19 protein-coding genes are annotated in these 23,350 nt (G+C 45.0%); all 19 read left to right on the plus strand.

The window, feature by feature from the left end; all coding sequences use genetic code 11:
* The first annotated feature begins 67 nt into the window (after window positions 1–67).
* A complete protein-coding gene (locus tag C3V36_08275; GenBank protein AVM69236.1) occupies window positions 68–1,576 on the plus strand; it encodes a dehydrosqualene desaturase in 1,509 nt (502 codons plus the stop codon).
* Window positions 1,573–2,238: a hypothetical protein gene (locus C3V36_08280; GenBank protein ID AVM69237.1), complete on the plus strand. Its 666-nt coding sequence runs from the start codon at window positions 1,573–1,575 to the stop codon at window positions 2,236–2,238. Before C3V36_08275 ends, C3V36_08280 begins: the two co-directional genes overlap by 4 nt.
* A 45-nt stretch (window positions 2,239–2,283) precedes the next feature.
* Entirely contained in the window at window positions 2,284–2,589 is a 306-nt protein-coding gene (locus tag C3V36_08285) for a hypothetical protein (GenBank protein ID AVM69238.1), read from the plus strand.
* Window positions 2,586–4,037 (plus strand): hypothetical protein, encoded by a 1,452-nt coding sequence (locus tag C3V36_08290; protein AVM69239.1) that lies wholly within the window; start codon window positions 2,586–2,588, stop codon window positions 4,035–4,037. Before C3V36_08285 ends, C3V36_08290 begins: the two co-directional genes overlap by 4 nt.
* An 8-nt stretch (window positions 4,038–4,045) precedes the next feature.
* A complete protein-coding gene (locus C3V36_08295; GenBank protein AVM69240.1) occupies window positions 4,046–4,393 on the plus strand; it encodes a hypothetical protein in 348 nt (115 codons plus the stop codon).
* A gap of 155 nt (window positions 4,394–4,548) precedes the next feature.
* A complete protein-coding gene (locus tag C3V36_08300) occupies window positions 4,549–5,211 on the plus strand; it encodes a TetR/AcrR family transcriptional regulator (protein ID AVM69241.1) in 663 nt (220 codons plus the stop codon).
* 161 nt (window positions 5,212–5,372) lie between these two features.
* Window positions 5,373–7,088, plus strand: a complete 1,716-nt coding sequence (locus tag C3V36_08305; protein AVM69242.1) for an ABC transporter ATP-binding protein — start codon at window positions 5,373–5,375, stop codon at window positions 7,086–7,088.
* A 1-nt stretch (window position 7,089) separates the two neighbouring features.
* On the plus strand, window positions 7,090–8,838 hold the full coding sequence (locus tag C3V36_08310) for an ABC transporter ATP-binding protein (GenBank protein ID AVM69243.1): 1,749 nt from the start codon (window positions 7,090–7,092) through the stop codon (window positions 8,836–8,838).
* A 312-nt stretch (window positions 8,839–9,150) separates the two neighbouring features.
* A complete protein-coding gene (locus C3V36_08315; GenBank protein ID AVM69244.1) occupies window positions 9,151–10,698 on the plus strand; it encodes a hypothetical protein in 1,548 nt (515 codons plus the stop codon).
* A gap of 2 nt (window positions 10,699–10,700) precedes the next feature.
* Complete coding sequence (locus C3V36_08320) at window positions 10,701–12,827, plus strand: RNA degradosome polyphosphate kinase (protein ID AVM70486.1); 2,127 nt, start codon at window positions 10,701–10,703, stop codon at window positions 12,825–12,827.
* 281 nt (window positions 12,828–13,108) lie between these two features.
* Window positions 13,109–14,224, plus strand: a complete 1,116-nt coding sequence (locus tag C3V36_08325; protein AVM69245.1) for a hypothetical protein — start codon at window positions 13,109–13,111, stop codon at window positions 14,222–14,224.
* Window position 14,225: 1 nt separating this feature from the next.
* Window positions 14,226–15,611, plus strand: coding sequence for a hypothetical protein (locus C3V36_08330; protein ID AVM69246.1), 1,386 nt, complete (start codon window positions 14,226–14,228; stop codon window positions 15,609–15,611).
* A gap of 137 nt (window positions 15,612–15,748) precedes the next feature.
* Window positions 15,749–16,513 carry a glycosyltransferase gene (locus C3V36_08335; GenBank protein AVM69247.1) on the plus strand — a complete coding sequence of 255 codons (765 nt, stop codon included), beginning with the start codon at window positions 15,749–15,751 and terminating at the stop codon, window positions 16,511–16,513.
* A complete protein-coding gene (locus tag C3V36_08340; protein ID AVM69248.1) occupies window positions 16,507–17,409 on the plus strand; it encodes a YitT family protein in 903 nt (300 codons plus the stop codon). The genes C3V36_08335 and C3V36_08340 overlap by 7 nt, the downstream gene beginning before the upstream one ends.
* Before the next feature lie 271 nt (window positions 17,410–17,680).
* A complete protein-coding gene (locus tag C3V36_08345; protein AVM69249.1) occupies window positions 17,681–18,790 on the plus strand; it encodes a sugar ABC transporter ATP-binding protein in 1,110 nt (369 codons plus the stop codon).
* Window positions 18,791–19,065: 275 nt separating this feature from the next.
* Window positions 19,066–20,160 (plus strand): CdaR family transcriptional regulator, encoded by a 1,095-nt coding sequence (locus tag C3V36_08350; GenBank protein ID AVM69250.1) that lies wholly within the window; start codon window positions 19,066–19,068, stop codon window positions 20,158–20,160.
* A gap of 211 nt (window positions 20,161–20,371) precedes the next feature.
* A complete protein-coding gene (ftsE, locus tag C3V36_08355; GenBank protein AVM69251.1) occupies window positions 20,372–21,073 on the plus strand; it encodes a cell division ATP-binding protein FtsE in 702 nt (233 codons plus the stop codon).
* Window positions 21,048–21,956, plus strand: a complete 909-nt coding sequence (locus tag C3V36_08360) for an ABC transporter permease (GenBank protein ID AVM69252.1) — start codon at window positions 21,048–21,050, stop codon at window positions 21,954–21,956. The genes ftsE and C3V36_08360 overlap by 26 nt, the downstream gene beginning before the upstream one ends.
* Window positions 21,957–22,165: 209 nt before the next feature.
* Window positions 22,166–23,350, plus strand: coding sequence for a hypothetical protein (locus tag C3V36_08365; protein AVM69253.1), 1,185 nt, complete (start codon window positions 22,166–22,168; stop codon window positions 23,348–23,350).

Consider the following 23,350-nt stretch of genomic DNA (forward strand, 5'->3'; position numbering starts at 1 on the left):
GAGGCACGAGCCAATGATTTTTGTAGTGATTTTTTGAGCTGACAAAAAACGCTATTGAAGGAGGATTATGAAAAAAGTATTGGTTATAGGTGCTGGAATTGGTGGACTTTCTGCTGCAATTCGTCTCCAAAATGCCGGATATGAAGTAGAGATTTATGAGAAAAATGCTGTTCCCGGCGGAAAGATGCATCGATTGGAATTTGATGGTCATTCTTTTGATGTCGGGCCGACCTTGGTGATGATGCCGTCAGTTTATCGAGAAATTTTTGAAATCGCGGGGCGCAATCCGGACGACTACATTCCTATGGTCAAATTGGCTCCGATGTATGATGTATATTTTAATTCGTCGACTTTAAGATCCTATTCTATTTCGAATGATTTGGAAGAACTGCATAAAACTTTTGAAAGCAAGGGCTTTGAAAATTCGATGGGATTGTATGATTATCTCAGCTCGATTTACAAGCGCTATCAGGTTGCGTTGGAGCATTTTATTACCAAGCCTTTTAGGCATAAACGTGATTTTTACAACCCGAAGGTTCTTTGGAATGCCTTGAAATTAAAAACTTTTGACAGTGCGGATCAAATGATGGCAAAGTTCATACCGGACAAAGACTTCCAACAGATGCTCAGCTTTCAAACTTTATATATTGGGGTTTCTCCGAAAAAAGGACCTTCTTTATACAATATCATTCCCATGATTGAGTTGCTTTACGGAGTTTGGTTTATAAAAGGCGGAATGTTTACGATGGCTGGTCAGATGGCGAAACTGTTTGAAGAACTTGGCGGGGTGATTCATTACGAGATGCCTGTGGAAGAAATTATTACGAAAAATAATAAGGTGAGAGGTATTTCGGTTTTGGGCAAAGAAATTCCGGCAGATTTGGTGGTTTGTAATGCCGATTTTCCATACGCGATGAAAAATCTGATCCGGGATGATTCCGCCAAAGGAAAATATGATTCCGCCAAGATCGATTCTATGGATTATTCCTGTTCCTGCCTTGTCTTTTATTGGGGAGTGGAAGGAGTTTATCCGGATCTTGCTGCCCATACCTTTGTCGTCGCAGATGATTTGGATTCAAATTTGAAAAGTATTTTTGACGGAAGTAAAATCAAAGAACCATCCGTATATCTTCATATTCCTTCCAATGTCGATTCAACAATGGCACCTGAGGGTAAATCTTCTTTTTATCTTCTGATTCCGGTCTCGGATGTGGAGGCATCGCAGTACGAATGGGATGATGCGACAGTCGGTTATTATAGAGAGCATGCCATTTCTGCATTGGAGAAGTTGCCTTCTTTGAAAAACTTGAGAGAGAAAATCTCTTCCGAGCGCTATTTTACGCCTCGCGATTTTATGAACTCTTTCAATGCCTATCGAGGTGCGACTTTTGGATTGCAGCCTACTTTAACTCAAAGCAATCATCTGAGACCACAGGCAAAATGTCTTTCCTGCGAAGGGTTATATTTTGCCGGCAGCAGCATGCATCCGGGAGCCGGAGTGCCTATTGTGATGCAGAGCGGCAAAATATGCGCCGAGGAACTTCGCCTTGATGTGGAAGGAGCGAATTTCTCATGAACTTACAGCCATCATACCAAGTCGCCGAAGAGATTATGCAAAAAAACGCATCAAGTTTCCATGCGGCATTGGAGAAAATTGAGCGAACCAAGTTTTTAGATATAACGGCGGTCTATGCATTTTGTCGATATGCGGATGATTTGGCAGATATAGAATCGCAGAGCAAGGAGACGCGGCTTCAACTCTTAAACCTTTTGGAAGAAGATGTGAAATCTTTGTATAACGGCAGTAGTCAGAGAGAAAATTATAAAAAATATGCCTGGTGGCCTGCTTTTGAAAATGCCGTTCGAATTCGGCAAATTCCACTTGAAGCATTGCTTGAGCAAATTGACGGACAAAAAAGCGATATTGATTTTAAAATCATAGAGGACAAAGATGATTTAATCCTATACTGCAAAAAAGTAGCCGGTACGGTAGGGCTGATGTTAGCACCGATGCTGCGAGGTGAGAACGCGGATGAGCGCTATGGATCGATGTGTGAAGAATTGGGAATTGCGATGCAGATTACAAATATTCTCAGAGATATCGGAGAGGATTTGAGAAACAGAAACAGAATCTATATTCCGCAAACTTTTATGAAAAAATATAGCGTTACAAGAAAAGAATTGGAAAATCTTTCGGCTTTACCCACCGTTTGGCAAAGATGGCATTCATTTTTTTAACCGAATTTTAAGGTGGCGGATAAAGTGGTTCATCTATGGGAGGAGATGGCTCTGCTCGCGGAGTATTACTATGATAAATTTTATAAGCATTTATATATGTTCAGTTCGGATGCGCTCTTTCCGGTGACGGCTGCGGCTGTATTTTATCAGACGATTTTGGAAGAAGTCAGAAAAAATAATTACAATTGTTTTACCAAAAGATGCTACACCAACGCCAAGTGCAAGAGTGATTTGCTGAAAATGGTGGCGAGCAGAGTTGAGCAAGTTAAGAGGAAGAACTTCAATTGTAACGAAGGACATGAGGAAAAAGGAAAGGTGAACGAACGAGTTCAGGATAAGGAGAATCTATGAATATTTTGTTGATAGGACTATCTTTTATATATATTTTTGCTATAATTGGTTTTTCAACATTGTTTTTTAAGAAGAATCAAGGCGAGCTGAGCCGTAAATTTATTCATATTATGCTGGGGAATTGGGTTTTTGCTTCCGCTTTTTTTACCGATGTCAAAGCGGCAATCTTCGTCCCGGCACTGTTTGTCATTATCAATGCATTGAGCCGAAAATACAATTTGATTTCTTCAATGGAAAGACAGGATGACAGTTGGGGAACGGTATATTATTCCATCAGTCTTTGCGTGACGATCGTGGTTCGCTTTGCTACCGGATGGGATATGTTTCCGATAATCGGAGTCCTGATCATGGCTTATGGTGATGGTTTGGCGGCACTGGTTGGAGCAAAATTCGGAAAGAAAAAGCCCTATTATTTTGCGCCGGATAAAACTTTGGCAGGCAGTGTGACAGTCTTTGTTGTAGCGACGGTGGTCACCGCCATCACTCTACTGACGGTCGGAGAGGCTGAACATATCTTGCGACTCGGCATAGGCATGATTATTTTAATCGCTGTATGCAACGGATTTTTGTCTGCATTTATCGAAGCAGCGGGAATCAAAGGCGCGGATAATTTGACACTGCCAATCGGTTCGGCGCTCTTTGCCACCTTGTCATTTTACTATGGCGATATTTTCTTTTTCATCTACTTCATATTCTCAATTGGCGTTCTTTTGGTGAGTTTCAAGTTCCGATTGCTGACATCAGATGGTGCTGTGGCTGCTATTTTGACGGCGATAACCCTTTATCTTCTGGGTGGCGTTTGGATTGCTTTGAGTCTGTATGCTTTTTATTTTCTGGGAAGCGGTGTCAGCAAGATTAAGAATGAACGAAAGCTGGAAGCAGATCGATTTCAAGAATCTGGTGGTGCCAGGACATGGCGGCAGGTGGTATCCAATTCTTTGCCGGCTTGTATATTGGTATTTTGTAAATATTTTTCGCCGAATAATATGGTGTTTTCTTTACTGAGTTTTGTGGTTTTTGCAGCAGCAACCGCGGATACTTTTTCGTCAGAGATTGGTGTACTCGGGAAAGGAAGGGTTTTTAGCATTATCACAGGAAAAAATGTTCAGCGAGGTGTTTCGGGTGGAATAAGTTGGCTGGGATTGTGGGCAGGATTGACAGGAGGATTTTTATCAGCTTGGCTTGCTTTTCCGCAGTTTGGATATCAGGGCATGGCATTCGTAACACTTATGGCTTTTGCAGGAACTTTGATTGACAGCGTTTTGGGAGCGTTGTTCCAACGAAAATATTTAACAGCGGAAGGTGTTTTTAGCGATAAAAAAATCTATGCGGGGCAAAATCCTGTTCAGGGTTTCTCATGGATGTCCAACAATGCCGTGAATCTATTCACTCTGTTTATTATCGTTATCGTAGGGCATTTCGTAAATTTGATTTGGAAAATTGCTTAAAAAATATATTGCTTTACAGGATTGGAGATAAGCAATGTTGTTTAACGAGGGAAGCAGAAGCCGCAAATGTTTTCCGCGTCATACGGCGTTTGGAGGCACCTCATAGATTTCCTTCCGAAAAGCAAGGAATAAAAAAGTATTTTCCCCGGAGAGAGAACTCTCTTGCTTTTGGGGATAGCATAGAAAAGTGCTTGCAGAGCATCTTGGAGAAATCCGGGGTGCTTTTCTTTTTTGGAATCGATGTGGCGGAGACATATTTATGGAAGTACCGGATGCTGCAGCGGTCAGCAACGTTCCACCCAAAGCCGCACCGGCAGGGTGAAGAACTTTTGTACGCCGTTATATACAAAAAATAAAATGCTATTGACAATCATTCTCAAAAGTGATATCTTTTAGTAAACATTGTTTACCAATCAAGCTTTTTTGATGGCAGACTTTATATTTTTAGCCGTATACGCTCAGCCCTGTCAAAACGCTGCGTACAGTCAGCTTAAAAATATGATTTTTTGGCATGAGCAAGCCAAGCTACCAAAAGAAAGAAGGGATAACTTTGCCTAAGGATAAAACGGATTCTCATCGGCTGATTCTGGAGAATGCGAAGCAGGAGTTTTTGCAGTGCGGCTTTGAAAAAGCATCAATCCGCTCCATCGCGAAAAAATCGGGGTTAACCGGCGGAGCGCTGTACAAGCATTTCGGCAGTAAGGAAGAAATCTTCAATGCGCTGGTTGAACCGGCTTATCGCAAGCTTTTGCGGCTGTTTGACCGGCACACAGATGCGGTGATGAATGATATGAAAGAAAATCCGGAAGAGATGTTTGCAGATTCTCTGCGGGGAACAAGAGAAGCGCTGGCGCTGATTTATGAAAACTTTGATGCGTTTCGGCTGATGTTTAACTGTGCCGGCGGAACAAGATTTGAACACATCAGAGAAACGATTGTTGATATTGAAGCGGCATCGGCCAGGCAGTTCCTTAAAACGGCGGAGAAGCACGGACTGAATCCGGCAAAGTTGTCAGATCAGGAGATTCATATCTTTTCAACCATGTCATTAACACCGATGTTTGAGATGATAACGCATGGTTATCCGTATAAAGAAGCGGTCAAGATAGCAGAACGGATGGCCGAGGCGCAGAATTATGCCTGGGAAAAAATAATAGATTTAAAACTGAAATGATACTTTTGAAATCGAGCTTCGGCTCGGTTTCTTGCATTTTAGGAACAGTAAACAATTTTGCAAAACGATTACTTATGATACAAGAGCATAGGAAAGCTTCAGCCGGAGCCATTGCATCATGGGTACCAAATATTTTTGACATTATAAGGAGAAAAACGAAAGTGAAGGTTTTAAAAAATCATACCGGTCAAATTGTATTTTCGGTTTTGACGGCAATCATCGGAGTAGCCTGCGGCGTGCTGCCGTATTACGGGTTGGCGGATATTGTGGTGAAAATCATCGGTGAGGAGAAAGTGTTTGCGGGTTATCAAAGCGATTTGCTTCTGATTTTTGGCGGATTCATTTTAAATGTTGTTTTTCATGAAATATCGACGCTGACCTCCCACAATTTGGCGTTTCGTATTATTGAAAGCCAAAGAAAAGAACTGACCGGAAAACTGAGCCGGCTGTCGATGGGAGAGATAGAGAAAAAAAGCAGCGGCCAATGGGTGCAGTTTATGGTTGAAACCCTGGATAAGCTGGAACAACCGATTGCGCATGTGATTCCGGAAGTGCTGGCCAATGTCATTATTCCGGTAGTAATTGTAGTTATTATTTTCACGCTGGACTGGCGGATCGGGGTGGCCAATCTTTTGACTTTGCCGCTGGGACTGCTTTTTTCCATGCTGATGATGTCGGGCTATACGGAAAGGTCAAAACGCTATCAGGAAGCGGCTAAGGCTATGAATACAAGCATTGTTGAATATATTCGGGGGATTGAGGTGATTAAGGCTTTCAATCAGTCGGCATCTTCCTACGGCAAGTTCAAAGCGGCAGTTAACAATAACCGCGACGCGATGCTGGACTGGTACCTGCATGTTTGTTTTGCCATGACGGCGGCTATGGAAAGCCTGCCGTCGACCCTTTTCTTTGTCCTGCCGACGGCGCTGTACCTTTATATGACGGGCGGAATCACAGTCAGCACGGCGGTGATGGCCATTCTGCTGTCGTATGCTTCCTACCGGCCGTTGATCAAGGCCATGAGTCATGCCGATACGATGGCCAATGTGGGTGTTATTTTAAATGAAATTAGCCGGGTAATGGAACTGCCGGAGTTAAAACGGGGAGATAAGGCGCTGGATGTTTCGTCTTACGGGGTCAGGTTTGACCATGTGGGCTTTAGTTATGACGGTGATCAGCCGGTATTTGACAATCTCTCCTTTACAGCCGGGGAAAAGAAGCTGACGGCGATTGTCGGCTATTCGGGCAGTGGAAAGTCAACGATTGCCAAGCTTCTGGCCGGGTTTTGGAATGTCAGCGCCGGTCATATTTATATCGGCGAGGCAGATTTATCAGCCATGCCGCTCAGTCAAAACATGGATTTGGTGACTTATGTTTCGCAGGAAAACTTTTTATTTCGGAAAAGCATTCTGGAAAATATGAGATTGGCTAAGTCGGATGCGAGCCTGGCGGAGGTAAAAGCAGCCTGTCAAAAAGCCAGCTGCCATGATTTTATTATGAGCCTGCCAAGGGGCTATGATACGGTGGTGGGCGATGCCGGCGATACTCTTTCCGGTGGGGAAAGGCAGCGGATTACGATTGCCAGAGCCCTGTTAAAGGACAGTCCGATTGTGCTTTTGGACGAAGCGACGGCCTATTCCGACCCGGATAACGAGGCGGAAATCCAAAAGTCAATCAATGAGCTGATTCGGAGCAAAACGGTCATCATGATTGCGCATCGACTTTCGACCATCACTCACGCCGATAATATTTTGGTAATGGACAGGGGCAGGATTGAAAATCAGGGCACACATCCGGAGCTTTTGGCTAAAAGTCCGGTTTACAGAGAACTTTGGGAGGCTCATATCGGAACGGAAAAGCCGGAGGAGGGCAGATAAGATGAGAGAGTTGGTACGCAAACTTTATTTGGTGGCAGGTGAACAGTCCGGCCGGATTACGCAGATGCTGATATTTCATACCCTGAAATCTTTTTTTGAAAGTTTTATGCTGGGCGGGATTTTGTTTTTGCTAATGAAGGCATGTGCAAACATATTTGAAAGCAGGCCGGTGGTTATAAGCGATGTTTACACGCTTGCCTTGATCGCAGCGGCTGGAGTGACGGGAAAAATTATATTCGGATATTTGGCCGATAAAAACAAAAACATTGCTTCCTACAGTTTTGGGGCAGAAAACCGGCTGATCGTCGGTGACCGGCTGAAAAAGGTCAATATGGGATATTTCAGTGATAACGGTCCGGGCGATATTTCCGGTCAGATGTCGGCGGCGATCACTGAGCTGGAAACGGTTGGTATTTTTATTATCACGGCGTTAATTACCGGCACGATTCAAACCGTGATGATGGGGCTGTTTTTGCTCCCCTTTGACGCCGTTACCGGTATTTTGGTCTTAGCCACTATCTTTATAGGTGTTTTTATCAATACCCTGGTTCAGAAAAAAGCGGATCAGCTGACGACGGTGCTGCTGAAAATTAAAATTAAATTAAGTGCCAAAACACTGGAATATGTAAAAGGAATCAGCGTCTTAAAGGCCTTTGGCAAAAATAAAGAGGCAGCAGCGGAACTGCAGACCGCTATTGCCGAAACCAGAAAAGGCTTTCTGGATATTGAAAAAATAACAGCGCCCATTCAGCTTGTGTATTTATCGGTCTTTAAGCTGGGCATAGTCACTATTATTGGGATTTCGCTGCTGCGTTTTATAGCTGGCGGTATTTCTGCCGAAAAAGCCATTATGCTTATCGTTTCAAGTTTTGTGGTATTTTCCGGTATTGAAATGGTGGGCGGAATGCAGAACTTAAAAGGAATTGCGGTACAGGATTTGGATACGGTGATAAAACTCCGGTCTCTGCCGGTGATAGAGGAAGGGAAGCAAACGGAGGTAAAAGAAGCAAAGGTAGAACTGAAAAATGTCAGCTTTTCTTACGGCCAGGGCGAACTGTTTCATAATCTTAATCTGACGATACCGGCCGGCAAAACGACCGCCATTGTCGGATTTTCCGGCAGCGGTAAGACAACGCTCTGCCACTTGGCATCGCGATTTTGGGATGTAACCGGCGGCGAGGTGCTGGTTGACGGCAAAAATGTAAAAGACTTCAATTATGATGCTTTTCTGGCTAACTTTAGCTTTGTGTTTCAGGATGTGTATTTGTTTGATGATACGGTGCGCAGCAATATTAAGTTCGGCAGTCCGGCCGCTTCTGATGAAGAAATGATGGAAGTGGCCAAAAAAGCCAGGTGCCATGATTTTATTATGAGTTTGCCGGCCGGCTATGACACGGTTTTGCAGGAGGGCGGTTCGAACCTTTCCGGCGGGGAGCGGCAGCGGATAGCCATTGCTCGGGCGATGTTAAAGCCCAGCAAAATCGTCATTTTAGATGAAGCTACCTCCAGCATTGACCCGGAAAATGAAAAACAGCTTTTGCAGGCGCTGGCAAATCTGTTAAAGGATAAGACGACCATAGTAATTGCCCATAAGCTGAATACGATTAAAAATGCCGATCAAATCGTGGTGCTGGGGCGGGGCGGCATTGAAAGCAGCGGCACGCATGCCGAGCTGATGGCGAAATCGCCGATTTATCAAAGGTTTGTGGCTTACCGGGAAAGCGCGGCCGGCTGGGAAGTCGGGGTGTAGGCAGGGAGCAGGCGGCAGCCAAGTTGATGGAAAAAGGCTGCGTCAGCTTTGAGTTTATATTTTAACAAGGAAATGTTAAAAGAAAGAAGTGTTGCCAAAATCATCAAACCAGTTAGCAGATAAAACGAAATATGAAAAAAGCACGTTGATGGCAGCGTGCTTTTTTAAATGAAATTTAGCAAAACCGCTTTACTGTTTGATAGATATGAGTTAAAATGAAAAGATAAGGATTAAAGAAAGAAATGCCGGTTGTTTTGGATTTGTGCCTATCATTAAAAAAACGGCTTTTCTTTTACAAGCAGGAGGAGAATTATGCCCAGAAAACAAATCGCAGCCATTGACGTCGGTTCGCATTCGATTCAAATGACCGTCGGCGAGATTAACCGCAAAGGCGAATATCGGGAATTGGATCATTTTTATAAAACGACAACCTTGGGTCGGGATACTTTTAACGACGGCAAGATCAGCTTTGAGTCAGTCGATAAGCTGTGCGAGCTGCTGGAGGTTTTTGCTCAGGTGATTCGAGACTATCAGGTCTCCTATTATAAGGCGGTGGCCACTTCCGCGCTCAGAGAGGCCGGCAACCGGGACTATATTATCGATCAGATTAAACAGAAGACCGGGATTGAGATTCAGGTAATCAGCAATTCGGAGGAGCAGTTTTATCATCACCGGGCGATTAAATCATGCATGAGCGGAATTGATAATATTTTAACAGAAAATACGCTGATGATTGCCGTGGGAGCGGGCAGTATTCAAATTACGGCGTATCATGACCAGACGCTTCATTCCACTCAAAACATCAAAATTGGAGCGCTTCGGCTGCGTGAGGTGTTCGGCACCTTGGAGAATGAGCTTCTGGATTATCAAATGGTGATTGAAGAATATATCAAGGCCAATCTGGATGCGATTGATATTTTTCAGGAAAATCTCTGCTATAAGAATTTGATTGTAGTCGGCGGAGAAATCGAGTTGCTGAACCGGATTCAGCAGTCCTTTTTTGGGCAGAGCAGCGATCGTTTTCCGGCCGAAGATTTTTACCGGCTGTATCAGTTTATTCTCCGGCAAAATGTGGAAGAACTGGGAAAAAATTATGAGATTTCTTATGAGAGAGCGGAAATTCTGCATCCGATCGTTATGCTGTTGGGGAACCTGATTATGCAGATTGATGCCAAACAGATTATTTTGTCCAAGGCCGGTTTAAACGAAGGCATCATCAACGAAATGCATGAAGAAATTTATTCGCTGACCAGCAAAGCGGCTTATGCCGATGATATTTTGGAAAATGCCAGAGAAGTGGCGGGGCGCTTTTATTATCATGAAAAGCATCAGAAAATATTGGAAAACTACGCCGCTTTTATCTTTAAAAAGACAAAGCGCCTGCACGGCATGAATGAAGAAGAGCTGCTGCTGCGGGCGGCCATCATTTTGCAGGATGTGGGCAAAGCGATTGACCAAAGCAATCATTCGCTGCATTCTTATCATATTATCGGAGCGTTGGAGATTTTGGGCTTATCGGAGCGGGAAGTTAATATTATTGCACATGTGGCCGGCAATCATACCGACAGCCGACCGAAGCTGACGGACGCGGCCTACCGGGCTTTGCCGCAGCGGGATCGGATTTTGGTATCTAAGCTGACGGCGATTATCGGTTTGGCCAATGCTCTGGATAAATCGCATCAGGGCAAGTATGTGTTGCAGTCGATCAATATTAAGAATAAAGAATTGATGGTAATTGCCACGACCCGGTTTTTGACCAATACCACTTTAGAAGAATGGAGCTTTCGGTCCAAAGCCAAGTTTTTTAAAGAAGTCTTTGGTATTATGCCGATTTTAAAGATTAAAAAGGAGTATCAATGATGATGCAAAAAGCAGGACAAGCCGTTGATTTATCAAATCCGCAGTATTATGAAAACAGGGAGCTGAGCTGGCTGGAGTTTAACCAAAGAGTATTGGAGGAAGCGGAAAATCCGGAAAATCCTTTATTTGAAAGATTAAAGTTCCTGTCGATTGTCAGTTCCAATTTGGACGAGTTTTTTATGGTTCGGGTTGCCTCGCTCAAAGAACAGGTTGACGCCGGTTATACGAAAGAAGATTTTGCCGGTTTTACGCCGAAAGGTCAGTTAAAAGCGATTTCGGTGCGGACGCATGTGATGGTGGAAGAACAGGTGCAGCATTTTAAAAGAGGAATTTTGCCGCAGCTGCGCAAAAAGAAGATTATTTTTCATTCGGAGCTGCCAAAACTGACGGCCACGCAAAAAAGCTTTGTTGAGCAGTATTTTACCAATATGCTATATCCGATTTTAACACCGATGGGCGTTGATTCTTCGCGGCCTTTTCCGCTGATTATGAATAAAACCCTGAATATCGGGGTGATTGTTGAAAATAAGGGCAGGGAGGAGTTTGCCACCATTCAGGTGCCGTCGATCATTGACCGGCTGATTAAGATTCCGGCGGCGGAGGATGGATATCATGAATTTGTGTACCTGGAAGATGTTATCACGGAATATATCGACCGCCTGTTTGTCGGCCGGCAGGTGCTGGCCTGCGGACAGTACCGGATTACGCGCAATTCTGACCTCTTGATTGATGAAGAAGAAGCCGAAGATTTATTGCTGGAGATTGAAAAGTCCATTCAGCAGCGAAAATGGGGGCAGGCGATCCGGCTGGAGCTGAAAAAAGATATTGACCAGCGGATTGTCGATCATTTGCAGAAATCCCTGGAAATTCACCGCAAAGATGTTTATGCCATTGACGGGCCGCTGGACTTTACTTTTTTGATGAAGTTTTACGGCGACGAGTGCGGCGCTGATATGAAATATTCTGAGTTTACGCCGTGTCAGCCGTGGGCGCTGAAAGAGGATATTTTTGCGACCATAAGGGAGCGCGATTTGTTCTTGCACCATCCGTTTGAAAGTTTTCAGCCGGTGGTTGATTTTGTTAAGACGGCGGCAGAGGATCCGCGGGTGTTGGCGATTAAGCAGACGCTTTACCGGGTCAGCGGCAAATCGCCGATTATTCAGGCACTGGCCAGAGCCGCTCAATCCGGCAAGCAGGTGACGGTGCTTGTCGAATTAAAAGCCAGATTTGATGAGGAGAATAATATTCAGTGGGCCAGAAGCTTGGAAAGAGCGGGCTGCCATGTTATTTACGGCTTGGTTGGTCTGAAAACGCATAGCAAAATTACGCTGGTCGTGCGCCAGGAGGAGGACGGGATCCGCCGTTATGTTCACTTAGGCACCGGCAATTATAACGATGTGACGGCCCGGTTTTATACTGACATGGGCCTGTTGACTTGCAATGAATTGATTGGGGCGGATGCCTCGGCAGTCTTTAACACGCTGTCCGGTTATTCCGAACCGCCGAAGCTCCATAAGCTGACCATGGCGCCGACCGGGCTTAGGGAAAAGTTTTATCAGCTGATTCGCCGGGAAGCGGAGCATGCCCGGCAGGGGCGGCCGGCCAAAATGATTTGCAAGATGAACTCGTTGTGCGACCTCGGCATCATGAAGGAAATCTATCAGGCGGCGATGGCCGGTGTTCAGGTTGAGTTGATTGTCCGGGGAATTTGCGGCCTGATTCCGGGGATTCCGGGCGTCAGCGAAAATATCAGTGTCCGTTCCATTGTCGGCAAATATTTGGAGCACAGCCGGATTTATTATTTTTATAATGACGGCCGGGAGGAAGTTTATTTGTCGAGTGCGGATTTTATGCCGAGAAACTTAGACCGCCGGGTGGAACTTCTCTTTCCGATTGAAGACGAAGAAATCAAGCAAGGCCTTTTTCGGATTTTAGAGATTGTTTTAAAGGATACCGTTAAAGCCAAGCTGAAAACCTTAGAAAAGCAATACCGCAATATTGACCGGCGCGGCAAGGAAGTTTTGAACTCACAGGCTAAGTTCGAAGAATTAGCCCGGGGAAAAAGCAGGCAGCTGGCGGAAAAGGAGCATGCCGATATTTTCATTCCGATTACGGCTCAAAGCGAATAAAAATTTGATTAGAATGAAAAGATAGACTACTCAAATTCGGTCTTTTGTGATATGATGAGTCAGGTGATTACAATGCTGCCGTTTTTAACGGCAAAAGAAAGCCGGTAATTTGGCGCTGTGCATTTTGTTCTGGCGGAAAGAGAGAAGTTCTTTCGGCAGTTTAGGCGTGCCTTGCGTTTTTGCTGCCGCATGGACGATGGTTCTTTGCAGCCGGCAAGAGGTACGGCTCTGAATTTGACTTTCGGAATAAAGATTAAAGTATAGGAGCGTTTTTAAAGAAAATGGGGAAACAAAGTAAGATATTGGCGGTGCTGTGTGGCCTGATTGTTATTTTATTGGTTGGCAGTTATGCGCTGATCCAGATGACAGACAAGGCCAAGGCAAATCAGGCGGAAACGGTTGAACCGGAGCAGGAAAAACAGTCAGAGCCGGAAAAGGAACCGGAACCGGAAAAGGAGGTTGTGCCGGAATCAAAAACCGGCTTAATGATTGGCTTTGACCAGTCCAATAAGCTGACCGATGTGCTGATGGTGGGACGGGTTGATACCGAGCAGAATAAGATTAAGGTTATCTCTGTGCCGCGGGATTTTTATATTGATTTTAGTCAGGAGCCGTTTAAAAGTATTAAAAAGGCCAACCCGAATATTCAGATTGCCCACTGCCGGATTAATGAAATTTATATCAATATGGGCGCTAAAGAAGAGGGGCTGCAAGTACTGAAGCAGGTAATTGAGGCTTTGACCGGCCTGACCGTTGATTATATGGCGACCATCAATGTCAGCGGGTTTAAGGAAGTGGTTGATATTGTCGGCGGCGTTGAGTTTGACGTGCCGGAGCGGATGTACAAAATGGATCCGTACCAAAACCCGCCGCTGCGGATTGATTTACAGCCGGGTCTGCAGCTTCTAAACGGTGAACAAGCGCAGGGCCTGGTCCGGTTCCGTGGCTATAAAATGGGTGATTTTCAGCGGATTAAGGTGCAGCAGAGCTTCATTACGGCTCTGTTTCATAAGATTACCGCCAGCAGTACCGAGCAGATGACGAGCCTTGTAAAGCAGGTTTTTACCATGTTTAAAGCAGATTTCGGCATCGTTGTCATCATGGATTATTTAAATTATTTTTTGGATAAAGATATTGCTCATGTTATGGATACCGACAATATGATTACTTTGGAGGGCTATAACGACAATGTTAACGGGGCGGCTATTCTGCGTTTTGATGTTGAGAAAAATCGTGAAAAGGTTAAACAGCTCCTGACCGGGGAGGCGGCCGAGACAGAAAAAGACGCGGAAAAAGCGGCAGACGAGCCGAAAACAAACGAATCAAAAAAGGCGGACGGCCAAAAGGATTCGGCCGACCGGAATAAGACAGAAGAAAAACAGCAGGAAAAGAAATGAGGTGAAGTTGTTGGCAAATAAAAACAAAGTTCGCAGAAATAAGTTTTTTCGGGTATTTTTTATGGCCGTGGCCGTTTTTGCGGTCATCTCTGCGCTGGCAACGACGATTTATGTGCTGGTTGCCAAAAATAATTTGCTGAGCAAGGTTTTGCAGAATCCGGTCTTAAAAAATGAAGATGCCAAGACATCAGCCAAGGATAAAGCTTTTACCGTAGTTGCTTTGTTTGGGGTCGATCAGGTTGGCGCATACCGGACCGATGTCAATATGCTGGTATTTTTTAATCATAAAAATCAGGAAATCAATGTGGTTTCCGTGCCGAGAGATACCAAGTTTAATTGGCCGGAGGAACTGTATACCGAAATTTCGGCCAAGCGCAGGGACATACCGAAGATTATACCGATTAATGAGGTGCCGGCCTATGTTAATGCCGATGCCCGGAACGAAGCTTCGGTCAAGGTACTGGAAAATGCATTTCATATGAATATTGATTATTATGTTAATTTGGATTTGACGGCCTTTAAATATATTGTTGACGTTGTTGGTCCGATTCCGTTTGAGGTGCCGGAGGACATGAACTATTCCGATCCGGCCCAGAATCTGCACATTCAATTAAGTAAGGGATTACAGAACTTGAACGGAGCCGAGGCTGAGCAGCTGGTTCGCTATCGCGGCTATCCGGACGCCGATTTAGGCCGGATTAAAACCCAGCAGGCATTTTTAAAAGCCTTTATCGAGCAGGTCTTAAAACCGGAAAACAAGGTAAATCTGCCCGGTATTATCAAGGGGATTTATCCTTATATTCAAACGAACTTTAAAGACGCGGCCGATTATTTGGTATACTTGGATCAAATCAGTTTGGATAAGGTTCAGATGACGACGCTGCCCGGCAGCGCCACCGAAGATAAGAAATATGCTTATGATTCGGCCAAGTCCAAGGAATTGTTTGAAACAATTCTGACAACCAAAAACTTGACGCAGGACAGTGAGAAGCCGGGAGAGGCGCCGCAGCCCGATCCGAATCAAAAACCGGATAATCAGGCGCAGCCGGTACCGGATCCGGCACCGGAAAACGATCCCAACACCGGTGTTCAGGTTAAAGAAGTATACGATGTCAAGCTGATGCCGATCGGTGTTTATAACGGCACGGATATCAGCGGCTTAGCGGCGAAGACCAAGGAAACTTTGGAAAAAGCCGGTTATCGGGTGGTAAAAACCGGCAATTATCCGACTAAGCCGGTGGAAAAAACAATTTTAAAGGTTTACGCCGAAGCCATCGGCGAAGAATTACTGCCTTATTTTGCCGGTGCGGAGATTCAGGTCGATGAATCCCTGAAGGGCAAGGAAGAAGAAATTGTGATTGTCTTAGGTCTGACCGAAAAACGGTAAGTCAAGATTACTTTTTTTGGTCGCTCCGAGTTTGGCGGTTTGCCGGCAGAGGGAATGGCGGCCGGAGAAAGAGGAATCAGTATAAAAAAGACGACCCTATCAGTGATAGGGTCATCTTGTGTTAACAGGAGGAAAGAATGCAGCCCCAAAAACAGGAAAAAGAGAAAAAGACAAAAAAAATAGAAATTTTGGGCGTGGGAATTGATGTGCTGACTATGGATCAGGCGGTCAATACCGTCCGTCGCTGGCTGACGGAGCCGGAAAAAAGAATGATTTTTACGGTCAACCCGGAGATCATTATGCTGGCTAAGGATGATCCGGATTTCAGCCGGACGTTAAATCAGGCGGATATGGTGACCGCGGACGGAATCGGTGTGGTGATGGCGGCTAAAAAGTTAGGAACACCCCTGCCGGAGCGGGTAGCCGGTTATGATTTGCAGCTGCGCCTGTTTGCCGAAACAGAAGCAAGTTATTATTTTTTGGGGGCAGCCGAAGGCGTGGCGGCGGAAGCCGCCCAAAAAATCATGGCCAAATATCCGACAGCGAAGGTACTGGGAACGCATAACGGTTACTTTAAAGACATTGAGGAAATTGCCGAGGAAATTAATCGCTGTGCCCCCGATATTCTGTTGGTCGGACTGGGCGCTAAAAAGCAGGAGGAATTGATTGCCCGCTGCAAGGACCGGCTGAATGCCAAAGTTTTTATTGGGGTCGGCGGTTCCTTTGACGGTTTTTCCGGCCGGGTGAAACGGGCACCGCAGTTTTTTATCCGCCTGCATTTGGAATGGTTTTATCGTTTGCTCAAGCAGCCCAGCCGTTGGCGGCGGATGCTGAAGCTTCCGCAGTTTTTACGGGAGGTTCAAAAATACAAAAAAAATAAATCAGGAGTAGTCAAATGTTAAGATGGAAGCAGAAATATAAGGCAATAGATTATGTTTTGATTATAGTAGGAACAACTTTGCTGGCGATTGCGCTCAATGTTTATTTTGAAGCAATGGGACTGGTTATCGGCGGGGTGACGGGACTGGCTATTATCATCAAGGATTTTACACAGGGACTTTGGGCGGGCGGCATACCGCTGTCGGTGACAAACTTGGGAATCAATATTCCGCTGTTTTTCATTGCTTTTATGATCCGGGGCAAAGAGTTCGGCGGCAAGAGCTTATTTGCGACCGTCTTTTTGTCGATTGCACTGGAATATACCAAGTTTTTGCCGAAACTGACGCATGATTTTTTCTTGGGTTCTGTATTTGGCGGGCTTTTGGCCGGACTGGGGATTGGTCTGGTTTTTGCGGCTAACGCGACGACCGGCGGCACGGATCTGGCAGGCGGAATCCTGCACCATTTTTTTCCGGGCTTAAGTATGGCTCGTTGGATGCAGGTTATTGATATTTTCATCATCTTGGGCGGATTTATGGTATTCGGCAGCGAACGGACGATGTACGCAATCATCAGTGTTTATGTTTCGATGAAGGTGATTGATGCGATTTTAGAGGGCCTGAACTTTTCCAAGGCGGCTTATATCATTTCCGACCGGCACGAAGCAATCGCTGCTGAGATTATGAAGCAGATTGAGCGGGGAGTGACCTCACTTCACGGTGTCGGTAAATATACCGGCAATCAAAAAGAGGTGCTGCTGTGTGTTATGTCCAAGCGCCAGATTATTACGGTTAAGGAAATTGTCAAGCGGATCGATCCCCGGGCATTTATGATTGTGACCGATGCCAGAGAGGTGTTTGGTGAAGGTTTTATTGAGCACCCGGAAATTGCCAAGGCCGAAAGCACTATGTCAAAATGACTAAAATATAACAAAGCGTGGTTCAGCGGCCGCAAAATTTGGTTGAAAGCATAAGGATTTGTTTGCTTTTTGTGAAAAACTTTGTAAAAAAAACAGGGAGATGACATTTCCAACAGAAAGCTTTCCTTATTTTTGGGTATTTTATCCATTGTCGATTATTTGAAATTAAGGTATATTAATAGCGATGAAGCTTGAAGAGCAGGGATGCGGCTGCTGGTAAGAGTTAGCGGTGTTCAGGCCAAATATTTTTTTCAGAAGGGAGCTATTGTTAATGGCAAGTTTATCTTTAAGAGGTGTAAAAAAGGTGTATTCCGGTAATGTTACAGCAGTTTCGGATTTTAATCTGGAAATTGCGGACAAGGAATTTATTATTTTCGTTGGTCCGTCCGGCTGTGGTAAGACCACTACGCTGCGGATGATTGCAGGTCTGGAAGAAATTACCGAGGGTGAGCTTTATATCGGCGACCGGTTGGTCAATGATGTTGAGCCGAAGGATAGAGATATCGCCATGGTATTCCAAAACTATGCACTGTATCCGCATATGACCGTATATGACAATATGGCCTTTGGTTTAAAGCTGCGGAAAACACCGAAGGAAGAAATTGAAAGAAGAGTTCGGGAAGCTGCTAAGATTCTTGGTATTGAAGCGCTCCTTGATCGTCGGCCGAAGGCTTTGTCCGGCGGACAAAGACAGCGGGTAGCAATGGGTCGGGCCATCGTGCGGGAACCGAAAGTATTCTTAATGGATGAACCGTTGTCGAACCTTGATGCAAAACTGCGTGTCCAGATGCGGGTTGAGATTTCCAAACTTCATAAAAAGCTGCAAACAACGATTATTTATGTAACGCATGATCAGGTGGAGGCAATGACCCTGGGTACGCGGATTGTTGTTATGAAGGACGGTGTTATTCAGCAGGTGGATTCTCCGTCAACCCTGTACTCCAAGCCGGCTAATCTGTTTGTAGCCGGATTTATCGGTTCGCCGCAGATGAACTTTATTGAAGCAAAAGTATCCAAGGAAGGCGAGCGGGCGAAGTTAACCTTTGGTGCTAACGCGGTTGTTTTATCGGCCGAAAAGTCCAAGGCTGTATTGGGCGGCGGTTATGAAGGCAAGACGGTTATTTTGGGTATCCGGCCGGAAGATATTCATGATGAGGGAGAGTACATGTCCAATAAGGACGCGATTGTTAATTTTGAAGTAGCCGTTACTGAAATGCTGGGTGCGGAAGTAATCTTAATCGGAAGCATTGAAAACTTTGATACCACCGCTAAGGTTGGCCCGCGGACAGTTGCTAAGGCCGGTGATAAGATTCAGCTGGCTTTTGATTTGGAAAGAATTCATGTTTTTGATAAGGATACGGAAAAAGTAATAACAAATTAGTCTGAAATATGTAAAAAAAAGAGGAAATGCACAAATTTTTGCTTTCCTCTTTTTTTTTTGCGCAAAATGCTATACAATATATAATGAGTAATAGTATGACATAAGTGTCAAAAGGATTTAGCGTTTTTTGACAAGCCAAACACATGAGTAAGCAGCCGTTTTTGCAAGGATTACGAATATTTTTTTTGCAAGGATGATGGGAGGCGTTAGCCGAAGCAATTCTGTATCATGGGTGTCCAGGAAATTGGTTCACGGAACCGGTAAAGGAGAAGACAATGATATCAAATCAAATTTTACAGACAACAATTGAGGGACTGAAAACGATCACCCGGATGGATCTGACGGTCATGGATGCCGAAGGCCGGGTACTGGCATCGACGGAAGAGGATGCCTTTAGCGATTATAATTTTTCAGTGGTGGATTTTGTTAATTCACAGGCGGAAAGCCAGTTAGTGCAGGGCTATCAATTTTTTAAGGTGTTTGACGAAACATCGGTCGAATATATCATTACGGTCAAGGGCGAGGCCGAGGATGTTTACAAAATTGGTAAAATTGCTTCTTTTCAAATTCAAAATCTTTTGGTGGCGTACAAAGAACGTTTTGATAAAGATAATTTTATTAAGAACCTGTTGCTGGATAACCTGTTGTTGGTTGATATCTATAATCGCTCCAAAAAGCTGCACATTGAAGTCGATACGCCCCGGGTGGCTTTGATTGTGGAAACGAAGTTAGAAAAAGACAACAGTTCGCTGGAAGTGGTTAAGAGCCTGTTTTCGCCGAAGTCGCAGGATTTTATTACGGCAGTGGATGAAAAGAATATTATTATTGTCAAAGCCTTAAAACCGACCGATACGCGCAAGGATATCATCAATTTGGCCAATATGATTGTCGATACCATTAATTCGGAAGCGATGAGTCAGGCCTATGTAGCGATCGGCACGGTGGTTAATGATATTAAGGATGTATCCAAATCCTATAAGGAAGCCAAAATGTCGCTGGAGGTAGGCAAGATTTTTTATCAGGAATATAATGTCATTGCCTATGAGAATCTGGGGATTGGCCGCTTAATTTATCAGCTGCCGGTAGCGCTTTGCCGGATGTTTATTGATGAAATTTTCCACGGCAAATCGCCGGATCAATTTGATGAGGAAACCTTGACAACGATCAATAAGTTCTTTGAAAACAGTCTGAATGTGTCGGAAACCTCAAGACAGCTGTATATTCACCGTAATACTTTGGTTTACCGGCTGGATAAGCTGCAAAAAAATACCGGCCTTGATTTGCGCGTGTTTGAGGATGCGATTACCTTTAAGATTGCTTTAATGGTTGTCCGCTATATGCGCTATATGCAGGATAACAGCATGTATTAAGAATATACTCAACTTTCCCATGTTCGACAGAACAGTCTTTTTTAGGCTCGTTGCTTCCAGAAAGGCTACGCCTTTCGGCGGCGGGCAGGAATGAAATGCGATTTGCGAAGCAAATTGCGAGAGTGAGTCCATGCAGACCGCCCGCCCGGGCAGAAGTGCGAAGCACTTCGATCAGGGGAAAGTTGAGTAATATATCTATTAAGGAGAAGAAATGATTAGGCTGGAGGATGTAAGTAAGGAATATCCGGGCGGGATTAAGGCATTGGACCGGGTTTCTTTTAAAATCGGCAAGGGCGAGTTTGTTTTTATTGTCGGCGACAGCGGTTCGGGCAAAACAACCTTGTTTAAACTCTTGCTCAGAGAAATTGAAGCCAGCAGCGGCTCAATTTATATTGAGGACGTGGATATCGCCAGACTTCATAAAAATAAAATACCCAAGCTTCGCCGTAGTTTAGGTGTAGTATTTCAGGACTTTCGCCTGCTCAAGGACCGGACGGTTTATGAAAACGTGGCTTTTGCACTGGAAGTGACGGAAACGCCGCGCAGTATGATTCGCAAGACGGTTCCGGCGCTGCTGAATATGGTCGGTTTAAAGGGCTATGAAAAAAAGAAGCCGAACCAGCTCTCCGGCGGTGAACAGCAGCGGGTGGCTTTGGCCAGAGCGATTGCCAATAATCCGCCCATTCTTTTGGCGGATGAGCCAACCGGCAATCTGGATTCGGAACGGTCGTGGGCCATTATTCGCTTGCTCAAGGATATCAATTTGCGCGGCACGACGGTGGTAGTGATCACGCATGACCGGGAAATTGTCAATTCCATGAAAAAAAGGGTCATTACCATTCAGGACGGCAAAGTGATTCGGGACGACGCAAAAGGAGAATACTGGCATGAGCTTACGCACACTGGGATATAGCTTTTCCAAAGGCTTGCAGAATATGTTTAAAAATGGCTGGATGTCAGTGATTTCCATTATGACGATTGCGGTCAATGTCTTTGTCATTATCGTATTTTATACCGTCGTGACCAATGTTGACTTTATGATGACGGAGTTTGAGAAAAACATCGGCGTAGCCGTATTTTTTGAAAAGAATACGACCGAAGAGCAGATTTTGGAACTGAAAGCCAAGATGGAAAAACGAGCCGAAGTGTACCGGGTAGAATATATTTCGGCGGCGGAGGCATGGGAAAGCTTTAAAAGTCAGTATTTCGATCAAAGAGAGGAGCTCCTTACCGGTTTCGGCGAGGATAACCCGCTGGCCGAATCGGCTTCCCTGCAGATTTCACTGGCTGATATTTCTAAGCAGGGAACTTTGGTTCAGGTTTTAAAAGCGGAAAACATTGTCCGCTATGTCCGTGAAACCAGAGATGTTACCTATGTGGTCGAGGCGGTAAATAAGCTGGTTACTTATATCAGCGTCGGATTGCTGACTATTTTGATTTTGCTGGCGCTGTTTTTGATTTCCAATACGATTCGATTGGCGGTGACGCTGCGCAATGAGGAGATTGGAATTATGCGCTATATCGGTGCCAGAAATATGATGATTCGCGGGCCTTTTTTAGTGGAAGGAATTTTGATCGGCTTGATTGGTGCCAGTATTCCGCTGATTTTGTTTTATTATGTCTATCCGGATGTGGTCATTCAAATTCAAAAGAGTTATGCGATTTTAAGCGATTATCTTATCTTTTTAAGCCGTGACCGGATTTTGCAGACATTGATTCCGATTGCCCTGCTTTCAGGCGCGGGAATCGGCTATTTAGGCAGTCGGTTTACCGTTGGAAAATATTTAAAGGTCTGAGCAGTTGTTGCAGTTTTGGGCAGTGCCGTGGTGAAATTTGGCGCTTTGGCTGACCGGCGGCGATGCCGGTAGGCGGCTCAGCCAGCAGGCGGCGTGCCAGCAGGCGGCAATGCCAGCAGGCGGCAATGCTTTAACGAGAGTGAGGGGAGCCGGAACGCTTGAGTTGAACAGGGAAGCGGCCGTGATTTTAGCCGGAAGGAGGAAACAGTTTGAAGCGAGTTTTTTGGCGAGCGGGACTGGCGCTGGTAATTGCTTTGGCTTTTTCCAGTATTATATATGGAACAAGTACCCTGAAAAATATGCAGGAGCAAAAAAAGGCGATTCAGCAGCAGATTAAGAAAGAGTACGAGGAACTGAAAGCCAAGAAAGATGAAATTTCTTTGGTTTATCAGGAAATTTTGAAATATGATCAGCAGTATTTTGAGGTGCAGCAGGTGCTGGATGTACTCGAGACCCGGCTGACGGAAAAAAAGACGGAAATTGAAACTACGCAGGCGCAGTTGGTGACAGCCAAAGAAAAAGAGGATGTTTATTATAAAAATACCAAGGAACGGATTAAAGTCATGTACGAGTACGGCAATACCGAATATATTGCGGTACTGCTTGAATCCAGCAACGCCATGGATTTTTACAATCGGCTGGAGTATTTAAATAAGGTTGTTGAGTATGACAAGACCATGCTTCGGCGCTTAGAGGATATCCGTGAGGAAATTGAGGAAACGGAAGGCCGGCTGATTATTGAAAAGGCGGAAATGGAGCACACGCAAGCGGAGGCTCTTATTCGCAAAAATGATATTGAAAATATCCGGGTCTTAAAATCGCAGCAGATTGCGGCAGCCAATAAGAAAAAAGAATTTATTGAAAGCGAGATTAAGGAGCGCCAGCGGGAAGAAGCGCTGCTGGATAAAAAAATTGAGGAGCATATCGCGGCCATTGAGCGGGAGCGGCAAAAACAGAACAATAACGCGCTTAAGTTTAAAGAAGGGTTTTTAAAATGGCCTTTACCGGGACATTATCGAATTACCTCGCCTTTTGAAAAGAGGGAAGACCCTTTCACACACAAAATTGCCATGCATAATGGTACCGATATTGGCGCGCCGAACGGCACGCCGATTTATGCGGCGGCTGACGGCGAGGTGATTTACGCGGCTTGGATGAACGGCTACGGCAATACGATCATGATTGACCATGGCAAGAATTCGAGCGGCCAGCATGTAATTACGCTTTATGCCCATTGTTCCAGTTTAGTGGCGACCAAGGGCGCGCAGGTGGTCGGCGGCCAGACGGTGGTGGCCAAGGTCGGCAGTACCGGCCGGTCAACCGGCAATCATTTGCATTTTGGCCTGAAAATCGGCGGCGCTTGGGTTGATCCGATGAAGAATACCAAGAAATAA

The organism is Lachnospiraceae bacterium oral taxon 500, assembly GCA_002999035.1.
GTDB lineage: Bacteria > Bacillota > Clostridia > Lachnospirales > Vallitaleaceae > W11650.